At 41.2% G+C, this 14585-nt stretch carries 12 protein-coding genes, 2 pseudogenes and 2 riboswitches; of the genes and pseudogenes, 9 read left to right on the top strand and 5 right to left on the bottom strand.

What is annotated here, in order from left to right:
* Window positions 1-7 precede the first annotated feature (7 nt).
* The 3 genes from VZF35_RS05830 to VZF35_RS05820 all read left to right on the top strand — a co-directional run bounded on the left by VZF35_RS05830 (window position 8) and on the right by VZF35_RS05820 (window position 2839).
* The gene (locus tag VZF35_RS05830) at window positions 8-1351 is read left to right on the top strand and encodes an MFS transporter (protein ID WP_407311842.1); all 1344 of its coding nucleotides are present in this window, start codon (window positions 8-10) and stop codon (window positions 1349-1351) included.
* A gap of 109 nt (window positions 1352-1460) precedes the next feature.
* On the top strand, window positions 1461-2579 hold the full coding sequence (locus tag VZF35_RS05825) for an anaerobic sulfatase maturase (protein WP_407311840.1): 1119 nt from the start codon (window positions 1461-1463) through the stop codon (window positions 2577-2579).
* Between the two features lie 77 nt (window positions 2580-2656).
* Entirely contained in the window at window positions 2657-2839 is a 183-nt protein-coding gene (locus tag VZF35_RS05820) for a hypothetical protein (protein WP_407311838.1), read from the top strand.
* Window positions 2840-2905: 66 nt separating this feature from the next.
* Here the strand turns inward: VZF35_RS05820 and VZF35_RS05815 are convergent, their stop codons facing one another.
* Window positions 2906-3250: a hypothetical protein gene (locus VZF35_RS05815; RefSeq protein WP_407311836.1), complete on the bottom strand. Its 345-nt coding sequence runs from the start codon at window positions 3248-3250 to the stop codon at window positions 2906-2908.
* 837 nt (window positions 3251-4087) lie between these two features.
* Between VZF35_RS05815 and VZF35_RS05810 the strand changes: the two genes are divergently transcribed.
* From VZF35_RS05810 to bzaB, 4 genes and pseudogenes are all read left to right on the top strand, one after another.
* Window positions 4088-4291, top strand: a complete 204-nt coding sequence (locus tag VZF35_RS05810; protein WP_407311834.1) for a hypothetical protein — start codon at window positions 4088-4090, stop codon at window positions 4289-4291.
* Window positions 4292-4637: 346 nt separating this feature from the next.
* A riboswitch (cobalamin riboswitch) is annotated at window positions 4638-4811 on the top strand.
* A 117-nt stretch (window positions 4812-4928) separates the two neighbouring features.
* Window positions 4929-5939, top strand: a pseudogene (locus VZF35_RS05805) (amidophosphoribosyltransferase).
* An 18-nt stretch (window positions 5940-5957) separates the two neighbouring features.
* A riboswitch (cobalamin riboswitch) is annotated at window positions 5958-6149 on the top strand.
* A gap of 156 nt (window positions 6150-6305) precedes the next feature.
* Entirely contained in the window at window positions 6306-7604 is a 1299-nt protein-coding gene (gene thiC, locus VZF35_RS05800; protein WP_407311832.1) for a phosphomethylpyrimidine synthase ThiC, read from the top strand.
* Between the two features lie 19 nt (window positions 7605-7623).
* On the top strand, window positions 7624-8904 hold the full coding sequence (gene bzaB / locus VZF35_RS05795; RefSeq protein WP_407314483.1) for a B12 lower ligand biosynthesis ThiC-like protein BzaB: 1281 nt from the start codon (window positions 7624-7626) through the stop codon (window positions 8902-8904).
* Here the strand turns inward: bzaB and VZF35_RS05790 are convergent.
* Window positions 8885-9751 (bottom strand): annotated as a pseudogene (locus VZF35_RS05790) (DMT family transporter); the annotation flags it as partial. The gene bzaB and the pseudogene VZF35_RS05790 sit on opposite strands and share 20 nt — an antisense overlap.
* Window positions 9752-9924: 173 nt before the next feature.
* On the opposite strand from VZF35_RS05790, the gene VZF35_RS05785 reads away from it, so the two are divergent.
* Window positions 9925-10776: a LysR family transcriptional regulator gene (locus tag VZF35_RS05785; protein WP_407311830.1), complete on the top strand. Its 852-nt coding sequence runs from the start codon at window positions 9925-9927 to the stop codon at window positions 10774-10776.
* A gap of 150 nt (window positions 10777-10926) precedes the next feature.
* On the opposite strand, the gene VZF35_RS05780 is transcribed toward VZF35_RS05785, so the two are convergent.
* Complete coding sequence (locus tag VZF35_RS05780) at window positions 10927-12303, bottom strand: Na+/H+ antiporter NhaC family protein (RefSeq protein WP_407311828.1); 1377 nt, start codon at window positions 12301-12303, stop codon at window positions 10927-10929.
* Between the two features lie 119 nt (window positions 12304-12422).
* Here VZF35_RS05780 and VZF35_RS05775 point away from each other — a divergent pair, with 119 nt between their 5' ends.
* Window positions 12423-13280 carry a LysR family transcriptional regulator gene (locus VZF35_RS05775; RefSeq protein WP_407314482.1) on the top strand — a complete coding sequence of 286 codons (858 nt, stop codon included), beginning with the start codon at window positions 12423-12425 and terminating at the stop codon, window positions 13278-13280.
* 418 nt (window positions 13281-13698) lie between these two features.
* Here VZF35_RS05775 and VZF35_RS05770 read toward each other — a convergent pair whose 3' ends face one another.
* Both VZF35_RS05770 and VZF35_RS05765 read right to left on the bottom strand, forming a co-directional pair.
* The gene (locus tag VZF35_RS05770) at window positions 13699-13989 is read right to left on the bottom strand and encodes a hypothetical protein (protein WP_407311826.1); all 291 of its coding nucleotides are present in this window, start codon (window positions 13987-13989) and stop codon (window positions 13699-13701) included.
* 120 nt (window positions 13990-14109) lie between these two features.
* Window positions 14110-14490 (bottom strand): winged helix-turn-helix transcriptional regulator, encoded by a 381-nt coding sequence (locus VZF35_RS05765; RefSeq protein WP_407311824.1) that lies wholly within the window; start codon window positions 14488-14490, stop codon window positions 14110-14112.
* Window positions 14491-14585: the final 95 nt, after the last annotated feature.

Below are 14585 nucleotides of genomic sequence, written 5' to 3'. Positions count from 1 at the left end.
CTTAATTATGAAGAGCATAGTCAAAAAAAGCAATGTCCGTTGGTTGATTGTATTTATGTTATTCTTAGTATCTTCGTTGAATTACGCTGACCGGGCCGCTATGGCGGTTGGCGCTTCATCTATGCAGAAAGAACTTGGATTGAATGCAGTCTCTTTAGGTTATATATTCTCCGCTTTTTCATGGGCTTATGTTATAGCTCAAATTCCTGGCGGCTGGCTCCTTGATCGGTTTGGCTCCAAAATAATTTACGCCCTTAGTATTGCCTTTTGGTCAATCTTCACTCTATGTCAAGGACTTGTTGGATTTCTAACCGGTGGTGCAATCATTGTTGTCCTTTTTATTCTGCGCTTTATGATAGGATTTGCTGAAGCTCCGGCGTATCCAGCTAATAGCCGTATTACGGCAGCTTGGTTTCCGGCTAAGGAAAGAGGAACGGCGGCTTCTATTTTTGCTTCAGCGCAGTACGGAGCGACTGTACTCTTTTCCCCTATTATGGCCTGGATGACCCAGTCCTACGGTTGGCAAGAAAACTTTGTCATGATGGGATTAATTGGTATAGTCTTGACCTTTGTTTGGTTAAAATTGATTTATAGTCCGAAAGAACATCCGAAGACTAATTCAGCCGAATTGGAATACATTGAACAGGGTGGAGCAATGGTAGAAATGGATACACAAACTGAAAAGGAGAACAGTGAATCCAAATGGCCATATATTAAGCAATTATTGCAAAGTCGTATGCTTATGGGAATCTTTATCGGGCAATATTGTATTAATGTGCTTACCTACTTCTTTCTAACATGGTTCCCGGTTTATTTGGTACAAGCCCGCGGTATGTCCATCCTGAAAGCAGGTTTTGTTGCTTCTTTGCCGGCGCTTTGTGGCTTTACTGCGCAAATTTTAAGCGGGTTATTTTCTGATTACTTGTTAAGAAAAGGCTATTCCTTAACGTTTGCCAGAAAAGTCCCGATCGTATCAGGAATATTGCTCTCAATGGTTATTGTTGGCTGCAATTATGTAAGTTCAGTAAGCCTTGTTATTTTTTTGATGTCGCTAGCTTTTTTCGGAAAGGGGTTTGGGGCTATTGGCTGGTGCGTTATTTCCGATGCCGCACCGAAAGAGATTCTCGGTCTGAGTGGTGCAATGTTTAATTCTTTTGGTAATTTAGCAGGCATTATTACTCCTATTGTTATCGGATATATCGTCCATGGAACAGGTTCTTTTAATGGAGCGCTTGCCTTCGTAGGTGCAAATGCTCTTGTGGCTATCGTTTGCTACCTGGTGGTCGTTGGAGAGATTAAACGCTTTGAGCTCAAAAAAGTAGATCAGAGGAATCAAATAATTAGTTTATAAATCCTATAACCCTGGAAAATTTGTTTTCTGGGGTTGTAGCCTTAAATACTCGTAAGATAATACTAAAACCGGTAGTTAACAAAATTAAATGTAAAGACAGGGATCAAGTATGCCGCCACTGAATATTCTAATTAAACCGATGTCAAGCAATTGTAATTTACGGTGTAAATATTGTTTTTATCATTCTATCGCTGAAAATAGAGAGACTTATTCCTATGGCCTAATGGATAGTGAAACGTTGGAAATCCTTGTAGAAAAGGCTCTCGCGTATGCTGATCAATACTGTACTTTTGCTTTCCAGGGCGGTGAACCTACCCTCACAGGTTTGAAATTTTTTGAGAAGTTGATCGAGCTCCAGAAAGAATACAATGTGAAAAATTTAAAAATCAACAACGTTTTGCAAACGAACGGCATGATAATTGACACTGCCTGGGCAAGGTTTCTTGCTGAACATAATTTTTTAGTGGGCATTTCTTTAGACGGTCCCAAAGACATACATGACTATTACCGGATAGGAATTAATTGTAAAGGGTCCTTTTCGAAGGTTATGAAAGCAATACAGCTTTTTAACAAGCATAGTGTAGAATACAATATTTTGTGTGTAGTTACGGCTAACGTGGCAAGACATATAAGTAAAATCTACAACTTTTATAAAAAACATGATTTTCATTATCTGCAGTTTATACCCTGCTTAGACCCCCAGGGAGAACTCCGTGGTCGTTATAACTACTCATTAACGCCGGAAAGATATGCTTACTTTTTAAAGAGAATCTTCGACGAGTGGTATGCGGATGTTTTGCAAGGGTATCCGATCAATATCCGTTACTTTGATAACCTTGTTGGACTTGCTATGGGATTACCTCCTGAATCCTGTGGATTATCAGGAACTTGTTCCTTTCAGTTTGTTGTTGAAGCAGACGGAGGGGTTTACCCTTGCGACTTTTATGTATTTGATAGGTGGTATATCGGCAATGTTAGAAATTTACTTTTTGAAGAAATTGAAAAAAGCGATATCGTTAAAGAATTTATTGAAGGATCCAAATATACTGATCCCACCTGCAAGCAGTGCAGGTGGGGAAATTTTTGCCGCGGCGGCTGCAGAAGAGATCGTGAGCCTTTCATGGAAAATCTGCCGACCCTCAATTATTATTGTGCGGCTTACAAGGAATTTTTTGAATACGCGAGCCCGCGAATATACGAATTGGCCAGGAGATTTTCCGTCGGATAGAGGCTGTAAGTTCGTTTAGTAAACCAAATATTACGGGATTACTTTCTTATTCGCTAATGTTTGGAGTAATTTTCTTAATGCCTTTTTATCTAGACTGGATACTTAAACTTTCTCCATTCTTGGTTGGGCTTATTATGACGGTCGTCTCTCTGGCAATGTTTATCATGTCACCCTTTTCCGGATCCCTTGCGGATCGAATGGGGGCTAAACTATCGTCAAAGCCCAAATACTCTCTTTTCATGTTGGCTTTGAAGGAATAGCTGCTCTAGGTATTATTGCCTCCATAATTTGTATTTTTGCCTCTCAACATTCTGCAAACACGAGTGTTAGAATAAGTGAATACGTATCACCTCATCACACAATTCTGCAAAAAGTCCTAAGGTTCTTTCATTCGTGTTTTGGCGATGTTGCCATGCGAGCAGGATATAACGTACATAAACGATTGTTGTATGACTAATCAGCATGTCGTAAGAACGGCCTTGAAACTCCTTCTGCAACTTAAGAAGCGATTTTGTGCATTTAATAAAGGTTTCAATATCTAACCGCATGCTGTAATTCCTGATAATTTCTTCTTCGGTTAAAGTACGGTCCGTGCTAAGAATAGCTAACCATTCATTTTCATTCTTACGATGACTAACAAACACCATAACGATAGGAATTCTTGGAACCATTTGAGTGCGAATCGATCGTAAAATTCCTTTACCTTTTCCTTGGACTGGTGACGCAACTTTATATAATTCCTGAAGAGATAGCTTTCCACCGTTATGTAAAAAAGAGCGGGATCAGGTCATTAAGGAACGGGATCGGGCCCTGGAGGAAAAGGCGGATCTCCGGAAAGCCCTGGAAGAGCAAGCGGGCCAAATAACCCGGCTGAGTACAGAGCGCGACAGTTTGAAGACGAATGCGGAGGGGTTAAGGAATTCCAAGGCGAAGGTCGAGGCCAGGGCTTTAGTATTGGAGAAGGAACTGCTCACCGTGTGCCTTCCGTTACAGAAGGCCATTAGGCTACTGTTAGGGCTCTCTGCCATATGCCAGGAACGGCACTTAGGCAGGTCACGTTTGGCAGTTTCATATAGTGTATCCATACGTAGGTACCCGGTTGGTCGTTACCCTGCTTACCACAGGTGCGTCAATAGGCCTGCTTATACCCAACTTTCCTCATATTAGGTATACCTATTAATAGCCGGTGCATGACCGTCAGCGTTTCACAGCCACAGACCCGGATTCAGCCCACAGGCTTTACCATATATGGCCTGACTCGCCAGGCAACTCGACAGCGTTAGCAGTCTAATCCTGACTTTACCGACATGCTATTGTCCCCCAGAGGCTTTCGCATGAGGTTAGTCGGTTGTCTTACATCGCACCGCAGGAGCAATGATTTCTGAAAAAATATATATGAAACGCACAACGTGCGCACAGGAAATAAAGTATAATTGTGGAATTAGTACGATATGTTGAGATATCCAATGTTACCGTCCACACGGTGAACGTTGGGGGAGGGATAATTGGTGAAATTAGGAACATTCTTTAGAATGCTTCTCATTGCATTTGGTTTGGTGATTTCATTTCTCTCATTCCAAGGATGGTATATCGGTTGGCTAAATGAAAGGTTGCCTATGGATAGAAGTCGACTTATTCGAAGCGAACGAATCTTTGGGTTTTGCCTTATCTTTTTTGGAATAATGCAAACCGTCAAAGTATTAATTTATTAACCATTCTGATGGAGTGAGGAAACAGAAAGGTGGAATTGGTTATGGATCAATTAACGTCCTGTAAGACTTGCTCAAGAGAAGTTGCACAGTCCGCGACAGTTTGTCCTCATTGTGGTGCAAAACTTAAGCTAACACTAATTGAAAAGTTGATACTGTTCGTTCTGGTAAAGCCTAGCCGTAGTCGAGTAATGAGTCGATCTCACCCGCTTTCCAAAAGAAGGCCCCTTTCGAAGGTTGGTGGGTGGTAGGGGTGAAAGATTACTGGTGACTTGACGGGTGGTTGATACAAAATTTCATCGAAAATTGTACTTGACATATTCTATCTTCTTAAGTAATATTAGCCATAATTAAACCGAATTTTACAGGTGCCCAATGAGGGAGAATAGGGAACCGGGTGTAAGTCCCGGACGGACCCGCCACTGTAAAGGGGAGCTATTGCCATGACCACTCTGTAAGGAGGAAGGGGGCAAGGAAGCTATGAACCTGAGTCAGGAGACCTGCCTGTAAATACTAAGCATCGACTTCGCGTTTAAGTTGGTTTAGGTGAGGATGATGGAAAAATCCGCGCTCATAATGAGTTGCGGGTTTTTTGTTTTAATATAATATTAAGTTACTAATTTCGAGGGAGGAGAGGAAAATGTTCCCTTGGGAATTTCGTGACAAACCCCGTGACGAGTGTGGTGTTTTTGGTATTTATGCTCCAGGTAATAGTGTTGCCCTAAAAACTTACTATGGTCTCATTGCGCTGCAACATAGGGGAGAGGAAAGTGCCGGGATGGCAATTTCAGACGGGATAGAAATTAAATTACATAAGAAAATGGGGTTGGTTACGGAAGTTTTTAGTAAAGATCTTATAGAAACATTAAAGGGAAATGTAGCTATAGGACATGTAAGATATTCTACCAGTGGCGATAGTTCGGAAGCAAATGCCCAACCTTTGGTATATAAGGGCGAACAGGGCAGTTTCGCTGTAGCTCATAATGGGAACATAACCAATGTATGTCAATTAAAAAAGCGGTTTGCGCAAACCAGAGTAGCTAGACCAATCAACTTAGATAGTGAAGTTTTTTTGAGTTTTATAGCACATTACAGGAATCTCCCTCTTAAGAAACTTCTGGAACTCTATCTGAATGAAATATCAGGTTCATATTCGTTGGTAATGATGACAGAAAACAGTCTAATTGGCTTGCGAGACCCTTACGGAATGCGTCCATTATGCCTAGGAAAACTGAAAGGGTCTGAATTTGGTTATATTTTAGCTTCAGAAACTTGTGCAATTGGGGTTGCGGGTGGACGATGTAATTCAAGGACAAAGGGTAGTGATAGTGGACGATTCTCTTGTCCGGGGAACCACAAGCCGCCATATTGCCCAAATGCTTAGAGAAGCAGGAGCAAAAGAGGTGCATTTTTTGGTGGCTTCTCCCCCTTAAGATTTCCCTGTTACTATGGTATTGATATTCCGTCATCTGATGAGCTTGTTGCTGCGCATCAAACTCTTGAAGAAATCAGACATTATGTCGGGGCAGATAGCCTTTATTACCTCAGCTTAAAAGGAATGCTTCAAGTTTTACAGCAATCTAATGAGTTTTGCACAGCTTGTTTTGACGGGGTTTATCCAGTTCCGGTTTTTAAGCAAGAAACCGGTTGAAAAAGCGGCCTCTAAGTAAATATATGATAACATTCAGGTGCCCGCAAGGGAGAATAGGGAACCGGGTGCAAGTCCCGGACGGTCCCGCCACTGTAACCGGTAGTCCATCTCATAACCACCGCTTGTTGTCCGTTAGGAAAAACAAGCGGGAAGGGAGACGCGGGCGTTACTCCGGAAGCCAGGAGACCTGCCTGAACTGTTGTGAGCTGTTTTCTAATAAAGGCAGCAAGACGGGAACGGTGGAAATGTTCACATCTAATAAGGTGTGGACTTTTTTTATTAACCATTTTTAAAAGGGAGGTATGCAGACATAGACATATGTGTTTAAAATTTTTACTCTATAAAAAGTTACGAGGAGGATTAATGATGAGTTTATTAACGAGCGCGTTGGAAGGAACAATTACTACCGAAATGGAGCAGGTGGCGGCCCGTGAGAAAGTCTCACCAGAATTTATCAGGCAGGGAGTTGCTGCTGGTACAATAGTAATTCCTTGTAATATTCACCATAAGACTATTATTCCTGTTGGGATAGGATATGGGTTGCGGACAAAGGTCAGTGCCAGTATTGGTCTTTACGGTAGTGAAGCTACAATTAGTGAAGAAGTTGAAAAGATCAAAACAGCATTGGCAGCAGGTACGGATGCTCTGATGGATCTAAGCGTCAGCGGTGATATTGATACAATGCGTAAAGAAACATTAAATTCTGTTTCCGTTCCGGTTGGAACACTGCCAGTTTATCAGGCAATCGCTGAAGCTGGGGAAAAGTACGGTTCGAGCGTGAAAATGGAAGCTGAGGAAATGTTTGAAGTCATTGAACGGCATGCGGCAGATGGTGTTGACTTCCTAGCCTTACACTGCGCAACGACCATGGATGTTGTGGAACGAGCAAAGAGAGAAGGCCGTATTGACTCTTTGGTAAGTTACGGAGGTGTTCACTTAATCGGCTGGATGATCGCCAATCAATGTGAAAACCCCCTTTATGAACAATATGATCGGGTATTGGAAATTGCCAGGAAATATCATGTTACTCTCAGCCTGGCTGACGGGATGAGGCCGGGTTGTGTGGCTGATTCTTTGGACGGAGCGCAGGTTCAGGAACTGGTTATCTTGGGAGAACTGGTCAGGCGGGCTCGGGAGGCGGGGGTTCAAATCATGATTAAGGGACCTGGACATATGCCTCTAGATCATGTGAAGGCGACTGTCACTTTGCAAAAGAGCCTTTGTAAGGGAGCCCCATATTTTGTTTTTGGGCCATTGCTAACGGATATTGCCGCCGGTTATGACCATATTAATGCTGCTATCGGGGGAGCCCTCAGTGCCTGGGCCGGTGCGGAATTTCTTTGTTATGTTACCCCGGCTGAACATATTGGCGTACCCAGCGTTGATCAGGTGCACGAGGGAGTCATAGCCGCCCGTATCGCTGCACATGCCGGCGACCTGGCCAAAGGGATGAAAGAAGCCCATCAATGGGATTTGGAAATGTCTATGGCCCGGAAGAACCTGGACTGGAAAAGACAACTGGAATTGGCCCTTGATCCGCAGAGAGCAAAAGAGATCAGGAAAACCCGAAATAGTGGGGAATCCACGGCTTGTGCCATGTGCGGGAAGTACTGTGCCATGGAAATTGTCGCTAAGTATCTGAACACATCAAAGCATAGTTGTTAAGAAGGGAAAGGTGGATAAGATGACACAGGTTTTAAAAGCACGTTCAGGAATCATCACCGAGGAAATGGAAGCGGTGGCAGCTGATGAGAATCTTGATGTAGAGTTTATCCGGCAGGGAGTTGCAGAAGGGAGAATTGTCATTCCCAGAAACAGAAAACGGAAGGAATTTAAATACTGTGGGATCGGGGAAGGTTTGAGGATTAAGGTTAATGCCCTGATCGGCACCTCCAGTGATCGTGATGACATGGAAATGGAAGCCCGAAAGCTGGCGATTGCGGAAGAAGCTGGCTGCGATAGTTTTATGGATTTAAGTACGGGAAAAGATATTGATGGCATGAGAAAACAGTCCTTGTCCCTGGCTCATGTTGCTGTAGGCAGCACAATGATTTACCAGGCAGGCATCGAAGCGATTGAAAAATACGGCAGTGTTGTCAACATGAGAGAAGAAGATATTTTTGAGGTCATTGAAAGACAAGCGGCCGATGGTCTGGATTTTATGGCGATTCATTGTGCTCTGAATATGGACGTCATCAAAAGAATGCAGGTTACAGGACGGGTAACTGACGTGGTCAGCCGGGGCGGTGCTTTCCTCACTGGATGGATGCTGCACAATCAGAAAGAAAATCCTCTGTATGAAAAATTTGACCGCGTGCTGGAAATATTAAAGGCTTATGACGTTACCCTAAGTCTGGGCGATGCCATCCGTCCCGGCAGCATTGCTGATTCGTTGGATGGTGCGCAGCTTCAAGGCATGATTATTCAGGGGGAGCTTACCAGGAGAGCACAGGAGGCTGGTGTTCAGGTCATGGTGGAAGGACCGGGTCATGTTCCCCTCAATCATGTTGATGCAACTATGCGTGTGCAGAAAAGACTATGCAACAATGCCCCCTATTATATTCTAGGAACCTTAGCCACGGATGTAACTCCAGGTTATGATCATATCACTGGAGCAATCGGTGGGGCGTTGATCGGAGCGTGTGGTGCGGATTTTCTATGTTATCTGACTCCCGCCGAACACTTGGGGTTACCGACTGAGGAAGATGTCAGAACTGGAGTGATCACTACCAGAATGGCCGCTCATATTGCTGATATCGCCAAAGGTAATAAACAAGCGTGGGCGAGAGATCTGGAAATGGCCAAGGCCCGTGTTGCCCTGAACATGGACAGGCAGATTAAAGCGGCTCTTTATCCCGAACGACTGAAGGCTGCTGCAGCAACTGCCGGTGACAATCACGGTTGTGTAGTATGCGGAAGCGGATGTGCCGCACAGGTTGCCGCCGAGTATTTTGGTCTTGCTTAAACCGAAATAACTCTCCAAATGCTGCACCTCCTAAAATCAATACAGCCCCGGCTATTTGCACAAGACTTAACTTTTCTCCTAAAATGACAGCTGAAAAAAACAAAGCCGAAAGCGGTTCCAAATATCCAGAGATTGACACAGTCTGTACAGGCAGACTACCAATGGAAGAAAAATAAAAATAGCAACCAATTCCAGTATTAACAACCCCTAATAACAATATCGGCATTAGATTTCCTTGCGTAATGTTGACTGAAAATCCTTGCTTCAAACCTATGAAAATCGCAACCGTTATAAAGCTCGTAATTAACTGCCACATGGAATTTTCAAGTCCTGTTATGCTTACAGCTTTTTTATTGAAAACCACCATAATGGCATACATGATTGCCGATAATATTCCGTAAATCAATCCCCAAGAAGTTCTTCCCTGTGACAAAGCTTGCCCGTTTACACAAAGCATTCCAATTATTACAGCAAAAATTCCAAGCAGTTTGGCTCTTGTCATCTTTTCCCTGAATATAAGCGGAGAAAGAATCATGACGATCACGGGACCGCAATAATAGGTAAGGGTGGCAATGCTTACGCCGATTTCTGTATATGCTTCAAATAAAAATAACCAGCTTGCGCCCATTGCCACGCCGGAAAACACTAAACACAGAAAGTGTGCTTTGCTTTTCCTGAACTGTACCTTCTGTTTAGACAGTGCAAATATCAAAATCAGAAACAAGCTGCCAATCAAAATCCGCAAAAAAACGATTTCATAGTTGTTTAATAAAATGTAACTTGCAACAATTCCGTTGGAGCCAAACATGAGCAATGCGGCTATGTATTTAAAATATGCTTTTTTCATTTTTAATCACCATTCCGTTTCTGAAATCTACATTTGTCTTTTTTCTTTCCAAACTTGAATTTTTAACAATAATAGTTTATCATCTTCCTATACATTACAGAATTGAATATTTATCATAGTATGTATGATAAAATCAGATGCAAAAGGAAAAGGACATGAATATCCAAAAATATATGGCATTTATCAAAGCAGTAGAACATGGGAGCTTTACAAAAGCTGCTGAAGCATTGAACTATACACAGTCTGGCATCAGCCGTATGATTAACGATTTAGAAACGGAATGGGGTGTCTTCCTTCTGGAAAGGGGACGTGCCGGTGTCAGTTTAACCCCGGATGGCTTAAAGTTACTGCCTCAGTTAAAGCGAATCTGCAATGAGCATGAAACCTTAATGACGCAGATCGAAGACTTACACGATCTACAGTCTGGGATGATTCGTATTGGGACATTTTCCAGTGTGGCAACCCATTGGCTTCCTAATATGATTAAGATTTTTCAGAAGGAGTACCCAAAGATTGATTTTGAATTGCTGCTCGGTGATTATACGGAAATTGAAAGTTGGATTTTAGAAGGACGTGTTGACTTCGGATTTTTGCGGCTTCCGACAAAATCAGAACTCGAAACTATCTTTTTGGAGCAAGACCGTTTGCTGGTAGTGATCTCGCAGGATCATCCGCTTGCTAATTGCGATAAGTTTCCGATCAACGAATTATTAAACAGTCCGTTTATGCTTTTGGAAAAGGGCGCAAAAGCTGAAATCTCTGAAATTTTCGAGAAACACCATATTTCACCACAAGTTCATTTTACAACTTGGGATGACTATGCCATTATGTCCATGGTGGAAAACGGGCTTGGAATCAGTATATTACCCGAATTAATTTTACAGCGTATTCCTTATAAAATTATAGCGAAAGAGCTTGAAATTCCTTCTTTTAGAACTATCGGTGTCGCTATGAGAGAACGAAAATTGCTTTCCCTTGCGGCCAAACGATTTTTAGGATATTTACAATATAGAAAGAAGGAGTAATAAAGTATGATGGAGATTAGCTTATAAAATAAATAGCTTATATACCCGCTGTTTTCTTAAACGTGGCATGAAATAAATCACTTGCTAATTCTAGAACAACTTATATTTGTAGAGAATGATTTTAGATGGATTACAATATTAAAGTAATGACTACCACTTTAGATGAGAACGAATTCCTTTCGAATTAAGATTACCATTAATACACTTTAACTTTTCTTTGTTCCAGAAATATAGAAAATATATTATGGGGAAAACATAAATGTAAAAAGCATATGGAATAAAACCGTACATGTTAACACCCAATGTTGTTGTACAAAGTAGCGCACCTATGTTCCATGGTATCAGTGCGGATGTAAGTATACAAGAATTTTCCATGTCCAAAGCGAACTGATAGTTTTCTTCTTTTGAATAGCAATCCCTCATTATTTCATCAGTTAAAATAACCGCCATGGACTGTGTGCAACCAAAGGCAGCTGTCAAAGTACTGACGACTGTAGTCAGACCATAAAGCCGGGAGCCTTTTAGCTTCATATTTGTAAGGAAGTTCTTTATACCATCAAAGGCCCTTATGTCTTCAAGTAGTCCAGCTAATGCACTGGCAGCGAAGACCACAAAGCAAGTTTTAAGCATGGATATGACGCCGCCTCCTTCGATTATGTTATGAAGGAAGCTTTTAGTATCAAGCTTGAACCCAAATAGTATATCATTTAGAACTTGTAACGGAGGGTGCCCCTGGACGAATACGGCAATTATCGATGCTGTCAGTACACTCATAAGCATTGCGTACTGGATATTTATTTTGGCAAGGGAAAGCACAAGTATTACGAGAACAGGAAGAAGTACCAGGTATTCAATTTTAAAGGTATTAAGGATTTCAATAGTTAAATTGCTATTTACCATCTTCAAAGGATTTAGTCTGGAGATTTCATAGTAAAACCCCAAAGATAAAATGAAAGGTATAACTGATGAGGAAAGCATATTCTTTATATTTGTAAACAGGTCTGTACCTGTAAGATTCGATACCAGAACCGCACTAGAAGACACCGGGGAACATCTGTCGCCAAAATATGCACCGGCTATAATTGCGCCAGCGACTAAATTCAGGTTTGCATTTCCGCCCTTTGCGATAATTATTAAAGGAAGCCCTACAATACCGGCAGTTCCTGATGCAGAGCCCAGTATAAATGATGCGGCACAGCTGATTAGGAATGTGAGTAATACAAATATTTCAGGACGTATAAGTTCAAGGCTATAATAGACAATTCCAGGAATTGTCCCCGAAACCATCCATGAACCTGTGATCGCTCCGATGAGTAAAAGTATTTTAATAACCACCAATGACTTTTTTCCTCCAATAAATGACATTGCCAAAATGTTCTTGACGCGAACGCCTCTTGAAATGCTAATTACTACAAATATAAACCAACAGGCTATTAGCAAGTATCCAACAAACAAATTTTGTAAAACGCCTAGAATTATTATTACAGTAGAAATCAAGAGTCCAAGATAGATAACCGTATGTATCACCCCTCAAAAAATAGAAACCAAAATACTTTCTAATACATTATAATTGAGTATAATCTATACTAGAAATATCTAAAATATATAGAATTTATATTGTAAGAGTATAAATAAGGGTGATATACATGGATTTAAGGCAACTGGCATATTTTTTGGCAATTGTTGAAGAGGGTAATATTACTAGAGCTTCAGAGAGGCTTCACATAGCTCAACCACCTTTAAGCCAGCAACTCAAGTTACTGGAGGAGGAGCTTGGGGTGGTTCTTATAGAAAGAAACACACGTAAAATCCAGATTACTGATGCGGGACGGCTTCTCCAGAATAGGGCTAAACAAATATTGGAGTTAACAGAAAAGACGGCAAAGGAACTCAGAGATATAAAAGAAGGGCTTCAAGGGACTCTTTCCATTGGTACTGTATCTTCAGCAGGAGAAACCCTTTTGCCTTTAATACAAAGGTTTCATGAAGAATATCCATGTATTGATTTTCACATAAGGGAGAGCGGTACATTTGAGATCCTTGAACTCATTAAGAGTGGGGTTGTGGAGATAGGAATCATCCGAACACCGTTTAATCAGGATAGCTTTGAATGTATTAACTTGTATGCAGTGCCAATGGTAGCTGGTGCCCTAGGAAAATTATTCTGGGATGGGGATGGATGTTTGGAATTGACAGAGCTTAAAGGTAAGCCATTGCTTATGTATAATAGGTATACGACTGAAATAAAAGAGGCTTGTCGAAAGGTTGGGTTTGAACCAAACATTATGTGCAGGATTGATGATACTAGATTTATACTTAGCTGGGCGAATACCGGAATGGGAATTGCAATTATTCCTAAAGACATGGTCGGACTTTTGCCGGATTCGAAACTTGTCTTCAGAGAGATCAAGGAAGAATCTCTTGTGACAAGAACAGTAATAATATGGATCAAGAATCGTTATCTTTCAGCTCCGGTCAGACACTTTTTGGAGGCATTTAAATAATTGCAGCAAGCTAGTATTTACCTTATTCATGTAACACCAATCAATGTTTCAGCTCTCATACCGGAGGGATGGCTCATTTTTATTCAATTATCACGGAAACGTGTTAACAGTCAGGGGAGCCTTGAGACTGTGAATGTGGGTTTTATATAAGTTATGGAAATTTGCAAGATGACTTATTGTAAATAAGGAATAGGGTTGATTGGGACATAGGGAGTATCGCAAAACTACTTTTTAAAGTTTGATCGCGATGCTCCCCCTTACTTTTTTTGGTAATAATAATTTTAGTAACTGGATTGTAGAAACCTTAAAAACGGCGGCTTTGATGTAATTTTCAAAACCGCCGATAGGCATTATTACTTATATAAAGTACAGCTATTCAGCTACCACCACAACGTTTTTTGTTGTGGTGGTTACACGCTTAAGCAACGCTGTAGATTTTTACATCAGGGTCGGCACTCCATAGCGGCCTTAGCCCGACAAATACATCATTCTTGAACATCTCGCTATCAAGATAAGCTTTTGCATTTTCAACGCTGTCAAAACCATGAAGAACCTGTACATCTTCGTCACGGACAAGAAGCTCTTTAGTAACCGCTCCTTTGATTTGTTCTAAAAAGGGTTGCCGATAGCCGGTATAGACCTTTACTGCTGCCGGACGGTTGGCATTGTTAATTACCATAGTGATTTCCAAGTATGCTTTTACACTCATGTTAATACCTCCAAATAGTATGTTTATGGTTTAACCACAATCAGAGTATAACAAAGCAACCCGGAAGCGCATATATATTAGTAATTTTATAAGTAACTATTAATTTTCATAGTAATGACATTATAATAGCTGGTTGCACGTCTTACAGATTGGGAGCTTTTTGTCTAATTCATCTTTTGTTTGTTGCCGTGACCAAAGGCAAATGCTCTTGAGAATTGGCAATACAGACTTCCCTTTTTCAGTCAAAGAATATTCAACCCTTGGCGGTATTTCATTATACTGCTCTCGGCTAATTAATTCATCTTTAATAAGCTCTTTTAGCATAGAAGCGAGGACTGCATCGGTTATATTGCCGAGCTCTTTTCTAATTTCATTGTAACGCATAGTACTCTTTGCAGATAGGACACAGATAATTCTTGATTTCCACTTGCCACCAAAAATGTCAAGTCCATATTCGAGAGGACACATAATCTCTTTCTCTATTTTTGGTTCATATTTCATACTAACCACCTAACTATAAATTTTATAGCAACTATAACAATTAGAAGTAATAGGTGTCAACAGCATATAGGATAAAATAAATACCAATTGTACTG

This window comes from Desulfosporosinus paludis (genome assembly GCF_045689965.1).
Lineage (GTDB): Bacteria > Bacillota > Desulfitobacteriia > Desulfitobacteriales > Desulfitobacteriaceae > Desulfosporosinus > Desulfosporosinus paludis.
The sequence above is the reverse complement of the archived record's forward strand: the minus strand, read 5'-3'. Positions and strand labels throughout refer to the sequence as shown.

Coding starts and splice junctions, on each gene's coding strand:
- VZF35_RS05830 (WP_407311842.1), top strand. CDS start 8: ATGAAGAGCATAGTCAAAAAAAGCAATGTCCGTTGGTTGATTGTATTT.
- VZF35_RS05825 (WP_407311840.1), top strand. CDS start 1,461: ATGCCGCCACTGAATATTCTAATTAAACCGATGTCAAGCAATTGTAAT.
- VZF35_RS05820 (WP_407311838.1), top strand. CDS start 2,657: ATGCCTTTTTATCTAGACTGGATACTTAAACTTTCTCCATTCTTGGTT.
- VZF35_RS05815 (WP_407311836.1), bottom strand. CDS start 3,250: ATGGTTCCAAGAATTCCTATCGTTATGGTGTTTGTTAGTCATCGTAAG.
- thiC (WP_407311832.1), top strand. CDS start 6,306: ATGAGTTTATTAACGAGCGCGTTGGAAGGAACAATTACTACCGAAATG.
- bzaB (WP_407314483.1), top strand. CDS start 7,624: ATGACACAGGTTTTAAAAGCACGTTCAGGAATCATCACCGAGGAAATG.
- VZF35_RS05785 (WP_407311830.1), top strand. CDS start 9,925: ATGGCATTTATCAAAGCAGTAGAACATGGGAGCTTTACAAAAGCTGCT.
- VZF35_RS05775 (WP_407314482.1), top strand. CDS start 12,423: ATGGATTTAAGGCAACTGGCATATTTTTTGGCAATTGTTGAAGAGGGT.
- VZF35_RS05770 (WP_407311826.1), bottom strand. CDS start 13,989: ATGAGTGTAAAAGCATACTTGGAAATCACTATGGTAATTAACAATGCC.
- VZF35_RS05765 (WP_407311824.1), bottom strand. CDS start 14,490: ATGAAATATGAACCAAAAATAGAGAAAGAGATTATGTGTCCTCTCGAA.